The organism is Stenotrophomonas sp. CASM114, assembly GCF_049384325.1.
Classification (GTDB): Bacteria; Pseudomonadota; Gammaproteobacteria; order Xanthomonadales; family Xanthomonadaceae; genus Stenotrophomonas; species Stenotrophomonas muris.
The window spans coordinates 53,511-66,814 of sequence record NZ_JBMRGJ010000018.1; the positions used below are offsets into that span (position 1 = coordinate 53,511).

General features: G+C 68.9%; 11 protein-coding genes. 3 read left to right on the plus strand and 8 right to left on the minus strand.

Going from position 1 to position 13,304, the window contains the following annotated elements:
* Nucleotides 1-64: 64 nt before the first annotated feature.
* The 7 genes from VG566_RS15760 to VG566_RS15790 form a co-directional block, all read right to left on the minus strand.
* Nucleotides 65-1,711 carry an MFS transporter gene (locus VG566_RS15760; protein ID WP_241884028.1) on the minus strand — a complete coding sequence of 549 codons (1,647 nt, stop codon included), beginning with the start codon at nucleotides 1,709-1,711 and terminating at the stop codon, nucleotides 65-67.
* Nucleotides 1,705-2,988 carry an alginate export family protein gene (locus VG566_RS15765; protein ID WP_241884029.1) on the minus strand — a complete coding sequence of 428 codons (1,284 nt, stop codon included), beginning with the start codon at nucleotides 2,986-2,988 and terminating at the stop codon, nucleotides 1,705-1,707. Before VG566_RS15765 ends, VG566_RS15760 begins: the two co-directional genes overlap by 7 nt.
* Nucleotides 2,967-4,814 (minus strand): amidohydrolase, encoded by a 1,848-nt coding sequence (locus tag VG566_RS15770; protein WP_197562058.1) that lies wholly within the window; start codon nucleotides 4,812-4,814, stop codon nucleotides 2,967-2,969. The genes VG566_RS15765 and VG566_RS15770 overlap by 22 nt, the downstream gene beginning before the upstream one ends.
* A gap of 119 nt (nucleotides 4,815-4,933) precedes the next feature.
* Nucleotides 4,934-5,359: a DoxX family protein gene (locus VG566_RS15775; RefSeq protein ID WP_032958865.1), complete on the minus strand. Its 426-nt coding sequence runs from the start codon at nucleotides 5,357-5,359 to the stop codon at nucleotides 4,934-4,936.
* A gap of 2 nt (nucleotides 5,360-5,361) precedes the next feature.
* Nucleotides 5,362-6,018: a hydrolase gene (locus tag VG566_RS15780; protein WP_014647472.1), complete on the minus strand. Its 657-nt coding sequence runs from the start codon at nucleotides 6,016-6,018 to the stop codon at nucleotides 5,362-5,364.
* On the minus strand, nucleotides 6,015-6,431 hold the full coding sequence (locus tag VG566_RS15785) for a helix-turn-helix transcriptional regulator (RefSeq protein ID WP_032958863.1): 417 nt from the start codon (nucleotides 6,429-6,431) through the stop codon (nucleotides 6,015-6,017). Before VG566_RS15785 ends, VG566_RS15780 begins: the two co-directional genes overlap by 4 nt.
* Before the next feature lie 77 nt (nucleotides 6,432-6,508).
* Nucleotides 6,509-6,841: a hypothetical protein gene (locus VG566_RS15790; protein WP_241884030.1), complete on the minus strand. Its 333-nt coding sequence runs from the start codon at nucleotides 6,839-6,841 to the stop codon at nucleotides 6,509-6,511.
* Nucleotides 6,842-6,937: 96 nt separating this feature from the next.
* Here VG566_RS15790 and VG566_RS15795 point away from each other — a divergent pair, with 96 nt between their 5' ends.
* The gene (locus tag VG566_RS15795; RefSeq protein WP_241884031.1) at nucleotides 6,938-9,967 is read left to right on the plus strand and encodes a sensor histidine kinase; all 3,030 of its coding nucleotides are present in this window, start codon (nucleotides 6,938-6,940) and stop codon (nucleotides 9,965-9,967) included.
* Nucleotides 9,960-10,613 carry a response regulator gene (locus VG566_RS15800; protein WP_014647476.1) on the plus strand — a complete coding sequence of 218 codons (654 nt, stop codon included), beginning with the start codon at nucleotides 9,960-9,962 and terminating at the stop codon, nucleotides 10,611-10,613. The genes VG566_RS15795 and VG566_RS15800 overlap by 8 nt, the downstream gene beginning before the upstream one ends.
* Before the next feature lie 425 nt (nucleotides 10,614-11,038).
* On the opposite strand, the gene VG566_RS15805 is transcribed toward VG566_RS15800, so the two are convergent.
* Entirely contained in the window at nucleotides 11,039-12,229 is a 1,191-nt protein-coding gene (locus tag VG566_RS15805; RefSeq protein ID WP_014647477.1) for an MFS transporter, read from the minus strand.
* A gap of 94 nt (nucleotides 12,230-12,323) precedes the next feature.
* On the opposite strand from VG566_RS15805, the gene VG566_RS15810 reads away from it, so the two are divergent.
* Entirely contained in the window at nucleotides 12,324-13,253 is a 930-nt protein-coding gene (locus VG566_RS15810) for a LysR family transcriptional regulator (protein WP_241884032.1), read from the plus strand.
* Nucleotides 13,254-13,304 lie beyond the last annotated feature (51 nt).

Consider the following 13,304-nt stretch of genomic DNA (forward strand, 5'->3'; position numbering starts at 1 on the left):
GGGGACGGAGGGGATTAAGTCGTTTGTGCACAAACGACTTAATCCCCTCCGTCCCCTTTTTTTGTCAGATGTCGGTGTGGTGATGCGGCACAGCGGCAGGCAGCGGGTCATGCCCACCCACGAAGTGGCGCACCACCGGCGCACGCTCACCGCGATGCAATCCGCGCAGCACTTCCTGGATCGCCCTGTCGTCGGCGGTGATGCGTTCGTGCTGGCGCAGGTGCTCCAGCCACGACGGGGTCACGAAATACTCCAGGTGGATGCCTGGACTGGCCACGTCCTCGACCACGCCCCAGACCACGGCGCCATCGCGGCGGCGGATGGTGCCCAGTGCGCGCATCTGCGCCTGGAACGCGGCGCGATCAGCATCGTCAATGCGGTACTCGATGGTCACCAGCACCGGGCCTCGATCATTGGATACCGGTACCGACAGTTCGGGGGCTGGCCAGTGCCCCGCCGGGCGCAGGTTCAGGTCTTCGGCGCCGGCGATGCGCACGCGCCACACCAGCAACCCGCCGATGACCGCACCCGCGGCAGCCACCAGCAGGGCCAGCTCCGGCGAGGTGCGCTGAGCCAGTGCACCCCAGCTCAGGCCGCCGGCGGCCATGCCGGCAGAGAACACCATGATGTACAGCGCCAGCGCACGCGCACGCACCCACGCCGGCACTGCGGTCTGCGCCGCGATCTGCAGCGACGACAGCACGGTGATCCAGGCAAAGCCATTGACCAGCATCACCAGCGGCAGCACGTACCAGCTTCGGGTCAGCGCCAGCCCGACCAGGCTCATGGCCAGCGACAGGGTCGCCAGCAGCACCAGCAGGTCGCGATCCAGCTGCGCGCGCAGCTTCGGCAGCAGCAGCGCCCCCCCCACCGCACCGATGCCGATGCAGCCGAGCAGCATGCCGTACTGGCCCGCCCCGCCCTGCATCTGCCCACGCACCACCACCGGCAGCAACGCATTCATCGCTGCGGCGAAGAAGAAGAAGCCGACCGACTTGATCAGCACCGCCTGCAACCGCCCGGCGCGGCTGGCATAGCGCAGGCCCGCTTTCAGGCCCGCACCGAAGCCTTCCGGCGGCAGGCTGGACTGCTTCGGGTCGCGCTTCCAGCCCCACACCACGAACAGCATCGCGGCGAAGGTGATGGCGTTGAAGCCGAAGGCCCAGACCGCACCGAGCTGGGCGACGATCACGCCGCCGATGGCCGGGCCGATCGAGCGCGCGATGTTGATGCCGATCGAGTTCAGCGCCACCGCCGAGGCCAGCATCGGCTGTGGCACCAGTTCGGACACGATAGCGGCCTGCGCCGGCATCGCCATCGCCGCACCGCAGCCCATGCAGAAGGTCAGCAGCACCAGCAGCTGCGGGGTCAGCATGTCCATTGCGGTCAGCGCCGCCATCACGGCGGCGACCAGCAGCATCCAACCCTGCGTGGCCAGCAGGTACCTGCGGCGATCAACGATGTCGGCCAGGGTTCCCGCGGCCAGTGCCAGCAGCACGATCGGCACGGTGGTGGCCGACTGCACCAGGGCCACCATCAACGGCGAGCCGGTACGTTCGGCCATCACCCAGGCGGCGGCCACGTCATTGACCCAGGTGCCGATGTTGCTGGCCAGGATCGCCAGCCAGATCGAGCGGAACATCTGGATCTTCAGTGGGGACCAGGCGCCTGCGGCCTGTGCGGGGGGTTGCGACGCGGTTGCGTTCACCATTGCCATGCTCCAACGATCGAGGCGAACAGCGTGTCCCGGCCGCCGGCCTGCTTCAGTGCAGGCCCGGCATCGACCCAGGCCAGCTGCAGCTGCCATTGCCAGTGTTCGCTGGCCTGCCAGCGGGTTTCGGATTTGTACTGCGTGCCGATGCGGCGCGCGCCGCCGGCGCTGCCCGGCAACGCCACCAGCGGTGCCGGCGTGGTGTAGACCGCATCGGCGCGACGATGCTTCCAGGCCATCTGTACGCCCAGTTCCGTCGTCACCGCGTCGTGCAGGCGCAGTGTCAGGGTCGGCTGGACGTCCATCAGGTTGGCCGGGGCCAGCAGGCTGGCCTCGCTGAAATAGGCCGACTTCGGGAACAAGGCATTGAAGGTGCCCAGGCGGCCGTCGTGCAGATTGCCATCGCCACTGGCGATGTCGGCCTTCAGCCCCAGACGCGGCTGCAGCGGCAGGTCCGTCCAGCGCCACCCCGTATCGGTGGCCAGCGTCCAGGCGTGGATAGCGAGCGTGCCAGCGGTCGTTCGCAGTTCACCGCCCTGCGCCACCAGCTCGCTGTTCCAGTCCAGTGCACCAGCCTGGCCGAACCAGCGCGCGCCCAGGGTCTGCCGTCGCTCGGTACCGGAGCCCGCCGCAAAGCGCGCGCCTTCACGACGGTAGTCCAGCAGGTACAGATCCCATTGGCCTGGGCCACGACCACGCGCGGTGGTCGCATACGCGCCCCACAAGTGGGCACCGCGTTCGCCGCGGTCATCGAAGGCGCCGGGTCGGTTCTCCAGCGGTCGCAGCGCCATCAGGTCCAGCGTGCCGAGGCGGCCTTTCCAGCCTGCACGGGCACCATCGAATGCCAGCCGGATGTTCGGCCCATCGCGCACCGACAACAGCCGCGAGCTGCCATAGCCGGCTTCCTGCCGGCCGAGTTGCAGATGGAAGCCACCGCGCTGCCAGCGCCAGTACGCCTGCTGCACGTCCAACGCGCCACGGTCGGTACGACCCGGTCCACCTGCCTTGCCAGTCTCGGCATGCACGCCCAGCTGCACCCGTGCCTGCCAGTTGTCCTCGACATACGTGGCCGACGCCAGTGCACGCAGCAGACCGTAGCCGTCTTCACTGCCGCCGATACCGAATCGGGCCGGGTCGTAGTACATCCCCCTGAAGCGCAGCGAGGCGTCCCATTGCAGTTGCCCGCCGCCCATGTCGGTGCAGCGGCCGGTGTCACAGGCCAGCGCCATCCACGGCATGGCCAGCAGCGCCAGGCTCAGAACGCGAAGCACGAGCATCCCATCGCACCCCAGAAGGCGCTCAGGTCGTCGGTGGGCGCCGCGTGCTGCGCGGCATGGCCGTGAGCACCATGCGTACTACAGGCCACGCCGTGATGGTGGCGATGCGCGGCGGCCAATCCGGTGGCAGCACCGCCGACGTGGTAACCACCGAACCGGTTGACCGGCGACCAGTCCGGCATTGCCGGCGGCAGCTGCGGCGCAAGCCCTGCATAGTCGGCGTCGGCATGCACGATGCGCCCGCCGACCACGGTCAGCACGCTGGTGATGTCAGCGATCTGCGCGTCATCGACCCGGAAGAAATCGGCCGAGAGCAGGATGAAGTCGGCCAGCTGGCCCACCTTCAGCGTGCCCTTCACCGCTTCGTCGCCGGAGAACCAGGCGCTGCCCTGGGTCCACAGGCGCAGCGCCTGTTCGCGCTCGAGCAGGTTCTCATCGCCATACAGGGCCAGCCCGCCCACGGTGCGCCCGGTCACCAGCCAGGACAACGCCACCCACGGGTTGTAGCTGGCCACGCGGGTGGCATCGGTACCGGCACCGACCGGCACGCCTTCGGCCAGCATGCGCTTGACCGGCGGCGTGTGCCGCGCCGCCTGCACGCCGTAGCGCTCGACGAAGGCTTCGCCCTGGTAGGCCATGCGGTGCTGCACGGCGATGCCGCCGCCCAGCGCGCGGATGCGTTCGATGTTGCGCGGGGTGATGGTCTCGGCGTGGTCGATGAACCAGTGCAGGCCATCGAACGGCACCTCGCGGTTGACCTGTTCGTACACATCGAGGATGCGGGTGATGCTCTCGTCATAGGTGGCGTGGATGCGGAACGGCCAACGCTTCTCGACCAGCAGTTTCACCACATCGTGCAGTTCCGGTTCCAGCTCAGGCGGCAGTTCCGGGCGCGGCTCGTTGAACAGCTCGAAGTCGGCCGCGGAGAACACCAGCATTTCGCCAGCGCCGTTGTGGCGCAGCAGGTCATCGCCCTGGCGCGGCTGCAGTATCTCGCTCCAGCCGCGGAAGTCGTCCACTTCCTTGCCCTTGTTCTGGGTGAACAGGTTGTAGGCGATGCGCACCGTCAGCTGGTCATCGCGATGCAGCTGCTCGATGACCTGGTAGTCCTCGGGGTAGTTCTGGAAACCACCGCCAGCGTCGATCACCGAGGTGATGCCGAGCCGGTTCAGTTCGCGCATGAAGTGGCGCGTCGAGTTGGCCTGGTACTCGATCGGCAGGCGTGGCCCCTTGGCCAGCGTCGCATACAGGATCAGCGCGTTGGGCTTGGCCAGCAGCAGCCCGGTCGGGTTGCCCAGCGAGTCACGCACGATCTGCCCGCCCGGTGGATCCGGCGTGTCCTTGCTGTAGCCGCAGGCGCGCAGCGCGGCGCGGTTGAGCAGCGCGCGGTCATACAGGTGCAGCAGGAACACCGGCGTATCCGGCGCAATGTCGTTGAGCTCCTGCAGCGTCGGCAGGCGCTTCTCGTTGAACTGTGCGGCGGTGAAGCCACCGACCACGCGCACCCACTGCGGTGCCGGGGTGCGGTCGACCTGGGCCTTCAACATGTCCAGCGCGTCGCCCAGCGAGCGCAAACCGTCCCAGCGCAGCTCCAGGTTGTAGTTCAGGCCACCGCGGATCAGATGGGTATGGCTGTCGTTTAGGCCGGGCAGCAGGCGCCGGCCCTGCGCGTCGATCAGGGTCGCTTCATTGCCCCAGCCGCGCATGATCTCCTCATCGCTGCCGACAGCGACGATGCGGCCCTCCTGCACGGCCAATGCCTGCGCGTGCGGCTGCTGCGGGTCGAGTGTGGTGATGCGGGCATTGCGGATGACCAGCGTGCTCATGCGACGCTCCTTGGAAGTGGAATCGAGTGCGGCAGCGGCGCGACCGGCCAGGCCGAGCGCAACCGCGGCACCGCTGGCCAGCACCACGTTGCGGCGGCCGTGGTCGAGGGGATCGTGACTCATGCGAAAGCTCCCGGAAGTCGTGGACCGTCCAGCGCCCAGGCCCCCGGCCCGGCCAGGGCGATGGCCAGCAGCACCGTGGTCCACATCAGCGGGTACTCACTGCCGCCGCGCATCCAGAACCAGCCCCTGGGCAAGGCCAACAGGACGGTGAAGCCGATGAAGGCAGCGGCGGCAAGCGCGGCGATGCGGGTCTGCCAGCCCAGCAGCACGGCCAGCCCGGACAGCACCTGCAGCAGGGACAACAGCAGCGGCAACGGCGCCACTGCCGGCAGCCCGAAACCGCGCAGCTCGGTGGCGAAGCCGGCCAGCCCCGGTCCGCCGAACCAGCCAAACAGCTTGCCCAGCGCGTGAGGCAGCAGGAAGCCGCCTGCCGCCACCCGCAGCATCAGCAGGGCCAGGTCGAGGCCGTGGCCGGCCAGCATGCTCAGTGCCCGCCTTCCTGCGCGCCGAACATGCGCTTGGCGTACTGGATGCCGATGCCATAGCCGCCGGCGTGGTCGCGGGCGATGCCGGTGGTCAGGTCGTAGGTTTCACCGCGTGCCCAGTCACGCTGCAGTTCAAGCAGGTACTGCACGCTGGTCATCGGCACCGCGCCGGCCTGCACCATGCGGGTGATCGCACGCTCGTGCGCTTCTTCGCTGACATCGCCACAGGCATCGGTGATCACGTGGACCTCGAAGCCCTGCGCCAGCGCCGACAGCGCCGGACCCACGATGCAGACACTGGTCCACAGGCCGGCAAGAACCAGCCGGCGCTTGCCGATGCGGTTGATCTCATCGATTACCGGCTGGTCTTCCCAGGTATTCATCGAAGTGCGGTCGAACACCGGCTGGCCCGGGAAGATCTGCGGCAGTTCCGGGAACATCGGGCCGGAGAATGACGTCTCGGCCACCGTGGTCAACACGACCGGCACGTTGAACCCCTTGGCCCCCTTGCTGATCAGCGACACGTTGTTGCGCAGCGCGGAGATGTCGATCGTGTGGGTAGCAAATGCCATCTGCGACTGGAAGTCGATCAGCACCAGGGCATGGTCGGTGGGCGACAGCAGGGCCGGGGCGGGCGTGGCGGTGGCAAGGCTCATGGGTGGACTCCGTGGGAAACATGATCAGGGGGAAGCAGCAGGGCCGCATCGCCGGCCCGATACTGGCCGGGGCTGCAGCCGGTCTCGGCGCGGAAGCTGCGGACGAAATGGCTCTGGTCGAAGAAGCCCAGCTGCTGGGCCAGGCACGCCATCGGCAACTGCGCGCCGGGCAGCAGTTGGCAGGCACGCTGGATGCGGCGGCGGCGCACGTAGCGCAGCGGGCTGGCACCGGTGCCGCTACGGAACAGGCGCACCAGGTGGAAGCGGCTGACACAGGCAGCCTGCGCCAGCTCGGTCACCCGCAGCGGCTGCGACAGGTGCTCATCGACATAGCGCAGGGCGCGCTGCAGTGCGGCGGCCTGCTGCGGGGCAAGCGGGGTGGCGGACGGATCGGACGGACTGACGGTGGCCATGCGGGGCGCCGCGAGGGGGTGGCCCATGGTGCGTGGCCGGCGCACGATGCCCTACCCCCGTCGGTCGAGGCCGGCACCTACCCGAATGGGGGAGGCCGACGGCCGAGCAGGCGGCGCCCGAACAAGCGCGCATCCACCGAGTAGGCGCCCGGCCCCAGCATCAGCAGCGCCGCAGGCAACGCCACCAGCGGCCACGGTGCCTGCTGCGTGAACATGGTCGCGGCTGCCATCAGGGTCGCCAGCGGCGTCAACACGCCCAGCACGAGCATGGCCGCCGCCAGCCCGCACAGCACCGCCCCCCAACCAGCATGCGTGCCAGGCGCGCACAGCGCGGCGGCCAGGCACAGCCGCAGCCACAGCAGGCCGATGCCCGGACCGCGATCAGGGAACATCACGAACAGGCGCTGCATGGCCGGGCTCCAGGGGTCATGCCGGCGTGATAGCCGACCACGGCGGCCACTGCCTACCCCGTTCGGGTCACCCCGGACTGCCCCGCACCTGCCAGAATGCGCGCCATGCGTGGCCGCCCCTTCCTGTTGCAACGTCACCTGCGGACGCTGCTGACCTGCCTGCTGCTGTTGACCGCCCTGCCCGCCCTTGCCGTGCAGCGCCCGCCGGTGAGCGGCGGGTTGCCCGATTACGAGCACACGGCCTGGCGCGTCGGCCAGGGCGCCCCCGGTGACATCTGGGACATCACCCAGGACCGCGATGGCCTGTTGTGGCTGGCCACCGGCTCAGGGCTGTACCGCTTCGACGGTCGTCGCTTTGAACGCCAGGCCGCTCCCGCGGGCAGCCATTTCCCGTCCACCAACATGGTCACCCTTGCGCGGGGCCGCGACGATGCACTGTGGATCGGCTACTTCCAGGCCGGCATCAGTCAGTTTGCGCGCGGCCAGCTGCACAACTACGGCCGCGACCAGGGCGTGCCGGTGGGTGTGGTGCCACACTTCAGCCAGGACCGTGACGGCCGGCTGTGGGCCGCGATCAATGGTGGACTACGCCAGTTCACTGGCCAACGCTGGCAGCCGCTGCCCGCTGGCATGGGGGTGCCGGAACATCGCGTGCAATGGCTGCTGCACGACAGCCGCGGCACCTTCTGGGTACTGGCCGACCTGAAGATCTGGGTGCGCGCGGCCGGCCAGGCGGCCTTCAAGGACACCGGCATCGCCGTTTCGCAGATGGCGACGCTGGCCGAAAGTCCGCAGGGGGAAGTGTGGCTGGCCGACCGCGTGCGCGGTACGTCGCCGCTGGCCAACGCACGAGGCCTGCTGCCGGACAGCGAGCGCGAGGCACGGCGGTTGCCGGAGCTGGTGGCGGCGCGCCTGCAGTTCACTGCCGATGGCGCGCTGTGGGCAACGATGAGCCCGCATGGCGGTGTCGCCCGGATCACCTTCGATGGCGACCGCGCCATACGCATGGAGCGCTTCGATTCGCCGCACGGGCTGACCGCCACCTCGGCCGTGCCGATCATCGTCGATCGCGAAGGCAATCTCTGGGTCGGCACCAATCTCGGCCTCAACCGCTTCCGCGCGCGCAGCGTGCACACGCTGGCGGTTGGTCCCAGTGATCCCTACCGCTCGCTGGTGCGGGCCAGCGATGGCCATGTGTATGGCTATGGCGAAGACCTCAAGCCCTACGACCTCGAGCGCACCCTGCTCGATGGCAGCGCCACGCAGCTGCAGGCCGCCGCGCGCCAGGCAGCTGCCCCGATCTGGCAGTTCGACTGGGTCAACCTTGCGCGCACCGTGGCCGGCCGCACCACGCGGATTCCGCTGCCTGCGCCGTTCACCGGGCAACCACTGCATGCCCTGCTGTTCCCCGACGACGAACAGGCCTGGGTCTGCACCGGCGAACGGGGGGTGCTGCACTACCAGCAGGGCCAGTGGCAACGCGAACGCCGCCTGCCCGAACAGGCCTGCTCGTCACTGGCGCTGGATGCCAACGGCCAGCTGCTGCTCGGCTATGCAGACGGCCGGCTGCGCCGCATGGGGGCGACGCAGATCGAAACCTTCGACGCCAGCCACGGCCTGTCGGTCGGGCCGATCACGGCGGTACTCGATCATCAGGACCTCCTGCTGGTAGCCGGCGAGGCCGGATTGGCCGTGCGCCCGGGCAATGGCCGGTTCGTTCAGGTGAGCACCGACATGGCCGGCGTCATGGAAGGCATCACCGGCATGGTGGCCGATGCGAATGGCTACCTCTGGCTCAATGGCAGTCGTGGCCTGGTCCGGCTCGGGAGCGATCAGCTGCGGCGCGCACTGCGCAGCCGGCAGCCGGTGACGCCCCGCCTGTTCGATGCGGTGGATGGCATGCCGGGCATCGCCCTGCAGAGCGGACCGATCTCCACCACCGCGCTGGCCAGCGATGGCCTGTTGTGGCTGGCCACCAACCAGGGCCTGGCCTGGCTGGACACCACCCGCTCGCACGTCAACACCATGGCGCCCAGCGTGCGCATCGGCGACGTGCTGTACGGCAGTGAACACCAGCCACTGCGCGACGGCCTGCGCCTTCCGGCCGGCACCAGCCAATTGCAGATCGATTACGTGGCGCTGTCGTTGGCGCGCCCGGAGCGCAACCGCTACCGCTATCGCCTGTCCGGGGTCGACGACGGCTGGCAGGAAGCCGGCAGCAGCACGCGCGCGTATTACACCAACCTCGCACCGGGCAATTACCGGTTCGAGGTGGAAGCCGCCAACGAAGACGGCATCTGGAGCACTGCACCCGCCAGCCGCACCTTCCGCATCGCCCCTACCTTCATGCAGACCCTGTGGTTCAAGCTGCTGTGCGCCGCCGCGGTGCTTGCGCTGCTGGTCCTGGCGGTGCGCATCCGCAGCGGGCAGCTGGCTGCACTGTTCCGTGCGCGCCTGCAGGAACGCCATGGCGAACGCGAACGCATTGCCCGCGACCTGCACGACACGCTGCTGCAGGGCAGCCAGGGCCTGATCCTGCGGCTGCACGCGATCAGCCAGTCGCCGCAGACCCCGGACAGGGTGCGCGGCCAGCTGGAATCGGCGATGCAGCTGGCCGAACGCAACCTGGCCGAGGGCCGGGAGCGGGTCAACGCACTGCGCGACGGTCCTTTCGCGGGCCGCGACCTCGCTTCGGCGCTGGCCGATGTTCACGCCGAATACGCCGGGCACGGCACCAATCCGCTGCGCCTGACTGTGGAAGGCGCAACACCACCGCTGCAGGCCGATGCCGCCGAGGAGGTGTTCCTGATCGGCCGCGAGGCCATCCGCAATGCACTGCGCCACGCCAATGCCAGCGCCATCGAGGTAGAGCTGTCCTACGGCGCGCGGTGCTTCCTGCTGCACGTGCGCGACGACGGCGTCGGCATCGCCGACGAAAATGCCGGGCATGGCCATTGGGGCCTGCAGGGCATGCGTGAGCGCGCGCAGCGCCTCGGCGCGGAGCTGCAGCTGTGGACCCGCCCCGGGCTGGGCACTGAAGTCGCGCTGGCGGTTCCCGCCCGTCGCCTGTATCACCGCCGCCCATCGCGTTGGCGCTGGCCCTGGAGTAGAAGCCACCATGACTGAGTCCCCTGCCCCGATCGGCGTGCTGGTGGTCGACGACCACCCGCTGCTGCGTGACGGCCTGGCCGCGCTGCTGGGCGCCCATTCCGACCTGCGCCTGCTCGGCGAGGCCGCCGATGGCGAGGAAGCCATCGAGCGCTATCAGCAGCTGCAGCCGGACGTGGTGCTGATGGACCTGCAGATGCCACGCCTGGATGGTGTGGAAGCCATCGTGCGGATCCGCGCGATGGACCCGCGTGCGCGCATCATCGTGCTGACCACCTATCGCGGTGACGTGCGTGCGGTACGGGCGCTGCAGGCCGGCGCCAGTGCGTACCTGTTGAAGGACATGCTGCGCCACGAGCTGGTCGATACGATCCGCATGGTCGCTGGCGGCCGGCGCGCACCGATACCACCGGCAGTCGCTGCGAGCATTGCCGCACATGTGGTGGAGGACCGCTTGTCGCCGCGCGAGACCGAGGTGCTGCGGCATGTGGCCGGTGGCCTGTCGAACAAGCGCATCGGCGAGCGCATGCAGATTTCCGAGCAGACGGTGAAGGCGCACATGAAGAGCCTGATGGACAAGCTCGGGGTGGGTGATCGCACGCACGCGGTGACCCAGGCGCTGCGGCGCGGCATCATCAGCCTGGACGACAGCGGTCACGATTAGGGGGTTGTTCGGCAGGGCTTGCAGCCCTGCACCCGCTACGCGCTGGAGCAACAGCAACAGCAACAGCATGGATTCCGTGGGATGGCGGGGCGGTGTCGGACTGCGGGGACGCTGCAAGTACGTCCCTGCAAGCTTGGCAGCCGCATCCATGCGGCTGACACCCCGCACTCCGACACCGCCCCACCTCTGACGGATTCCGATGGCGTTTGGTAGGTGTCGACCTTGGTCGACACTTCTGTCAGATATCGAAATCAATCAGGGGTCAGATCCGTTTTCCTTCGGAAAACGGATCTGACCCCAAGAGCCGTTTCAACAGACCGCAGGAACCTGTCGAAGGCTACTGAAAATCCGCTGTTTGCGCTGTTGCCGGCCAGCGGCCGGCACTACCGCAGGTGCAGGGCTGCAAGCCCTGCCGAACACCACCCCTACTTCAAACGCAGCAGCAGACTGCCGCCCGCGCACATCACCGCCAGCCAGGCCACGCCGTGCCACCCCCACTGCGCCAGCGCCAGGCTGCCCAGCGCACCGCCAGCGGCCATGCCGATGAACATGCCGGTGAACAGCAGCGCGTTGAGCCGGCTGCGTGCCGGCGGCACCAGGCCATAGACCAGCGTCTGGTGCGCCACCAGCGCCGACTGGAAACCGAAGTCGAACAGCAGCGCACTCACCACCAGCAGCGGCAGCAGCGCGGCGGCCGGCAGCCAGGCTTCGGCCAGCAGCAGGCCGAAGCCCAGCAGCGCCACCGCGATCGCCAACCGCGCCACGGCATGGCAACCCAGGCGATCAGCGAAACGTCCTGCGAACGGTGCGGCCAGCGCACCGGCCGCACCCGCAATACCGAACGCACCCGCCGCCGCACTGCCCAGGCCCAGGCGGGCATGCAGCATCAGCGCCAACGTCGACCAGAATGCGCTGAAGCCGACCGCCAGCAACGACTGGCTCGCCACCGCGCGGCGCAGCTGCGGCTGCTCGCGCCACAACGCCAGCAACGAGCCCAGCAACGCCGGATAGCGCAGCGTGCTGGTCGGTGCGAAACGCGGCAGCGCACGCGCCATCACTGCGCCCATCGCCGCCACCGATACCGCGGCCAGCACGAACTGCGTGCGCCAACCCCATGCCTCGGCCACCACGCCACTGACCACGCGCGACAGCAGGATGCCGAGCAGCAGGCCGGTCATTACCCGGCCGACGATCTGGCCGCGCTGTGCATCCGGCGCCAGCACCGCAGCGGCCGGCACGATGTCCTGCGCCAGCGTGGCCATCAACCCGACCAGCAGGCTGGCCATCAGCAGGCCCGGCAGGTGCCCGGCCATCGCTGCGGCGCCCAGTGCCAACGCCAGCAGCGCGGACTTCAACAGGATCAGGTGGCGGCGGTCGAAGCGGTCGCCCAACGGTGCCAGCAGCAGGATGCCCAGCGCGTAGCCGAGCTGGGTCAGGGTCGGCACCAGCCCGGCGGCGCGCTCACCTGCGCCAAGGTCCTGCGCGATCAGGCCCAGCATCGGCTGGCTGTAGTACAGCGAGGCGACCGAAAAGCCGGCGCCGGCCGCCATCGCCAGCACCAGCGGGGTGGAAGGCGCGTTCGCGGGTGCGACGACGGACAGCGAAGGGGTAGACATGGGGGGAGTCCGGTGGAGGAAGTCGGCGTATCCTGCCCGTATTCGCCATGCGTCTGTAGTAGGATCCTGCACATATACTTCATACGTGACACGCATGAATGACCTCGCCACCGGCGCCGATCGCCTGGATCTGCTGCGCACCTTCCTGCGCATCGTCGATGCCGGCAGCCTGTCTGCCGCCGCCGTGCAGCTGGGCACCACCCAGCCGACGGTCAGCCGGCGCCTTCAGGCACTGGAGCGGCAGCTCGGCCTGCGCCTGCTGCAGCGCTCCACCCATGGCCTGCAGCTGACCGAAGATGGCCTGCGCTGCCAGCGCCATGCGCAACGCGTGGTCGACGAATGGGAGTCGCTGCAGGCCGAACTGCACGGCGAACCGGAAACGCTGCGCGGACGCCTGCGGGTGATGGTGCCGCATGCCTTCGGCCAGGCGCAGCTGCTGCCGACCATGCTCGCGTTCCTCGCCCAGCACCCACAGCTGAGCCTGGAGTGGATCCTGGAAGATCGCCGCCCGGATTTCATCGCCGAAGGCATCGACTGCGCGGTGCGGGTGGGCCCCGTCGACGAACCGCGCATGGTCGCACTGCCGCTCGCCGAAGTGCCGCGCATCGTCGTGGCAGCGCCCTCGCTGGTGCAGGCCACCGCGATCAGCACACCAGAACAGGCGCAGGCACTGCCGTGGATTTCATTGGTCACCTACTACCGCGAACGCCTGCTGCTGCATGACGCGCAGGGGCGTGCGCATACCCTTTCGATCAGCCCGCGCCTGCTCAGCGACAACCTGTTCGTGGTGCAACAGGCCGCATGTGCTGGGCTGGGTGCAGCGGTGGTCTCGGCCTGGCTGGTGGCCGAAGACCTCGCACAAGGGCGGCTGGTGCAGCTGCTGCCGGACTGGCAGGCGCCGGCGCTGCCGGTACACGTGGTATTTCCCGCCGCGCGCCAGCAGCCGCCACGGCTGCGCGTCTTCATCGATGCGATGAAGGCCGCACTGCCGCAGCTGCACGGAATGCGGCCGGCACCGCGTTAGGTCACTGGCCGCATCGAAGCCACAGGGTCGGATCCCTTCCCACGGGGAAGG

Bases quoted from the DNA above. Each gene is read 5' to 3' on its own strand.
- VG566_RS15760 (WP_241884028.1), bottom strand. From the start codon at position 1,711: ATGGTGAACGCAACCGCGTCGCAACCCCCCGCACAGGCCGCAGGCGCC.
- VG566_RS15765 (WP_241884029.1), bottom strand. From the start codon at position 2,988: ATGCTCGTGCTTCGCGTTCTGAGCCTGGCGCTGCTGGCCATGCCGTGG.
- VG566_RS15770 (WP_197562058.1), bottom strand. From the start codon at position 4,814: ATGAGCACGCTGGTCATCCGCAATGCCCGCATCACCACACTCGACCCG.
- VG566_RS15775 (WP_032958865.1), bottom strand. From the start codon at position 5,359: ATGCTGGCCGGCCACGGCCTCGACCTGGCCCTGCTGATGCTGCGGGTG.
- VG566_RS15780 (WP_014647472.1), bottom strand. From the start codon at position 6,018: ATGAGCCTTGCCACCGCCACGCCCGCCCCGGCCCTGCTGTCGCCCACC.
- VG566_RS15785 (WP_032958863.1), bottom strand. From the start codon at position 6,431: ATGGCCACCGTCAGTCCGTCCGATCCGTCCGCCACCCCGCTTGCCCCG.
- VG566_RS15790 (WP_241884030.1), bottom strand. From the start codon at position 6,841: ATGCAGCGCCTGTTCGTGATGTTCCCTGATCGCGGTCCGGGCATCGGC.
- VG566_RS15795 (WP_241884031.1), top strand. From the start codon at position 6,938: ATGCGCGCCATGCGTGGCCGCCCCTTCCTGTTGCAACGTCACCTGCGG.
- VG566_RS15800 (WP_014647476.1), top strand. From the start codon at position 9,960: ATGACTGAGTCCCCTGCCCCGATCGGCGTGCTGGTGGTCGACGACCAC.
- VG566_RS15805 (WP_014647477.1), bottom strand. From the start codon at position 12,229: ATGTCTACCCCTTCGCTGTCCGTCGTCGCACCCGCGAACGCGCCTTCC.
- VG566_RS15810 (WP_241884032.1), top strand. From the start codon at position 12,324: ATGAATGACCTCGCCACCGGCGCCGATCGCCTGGATCTGCTGCGCACC.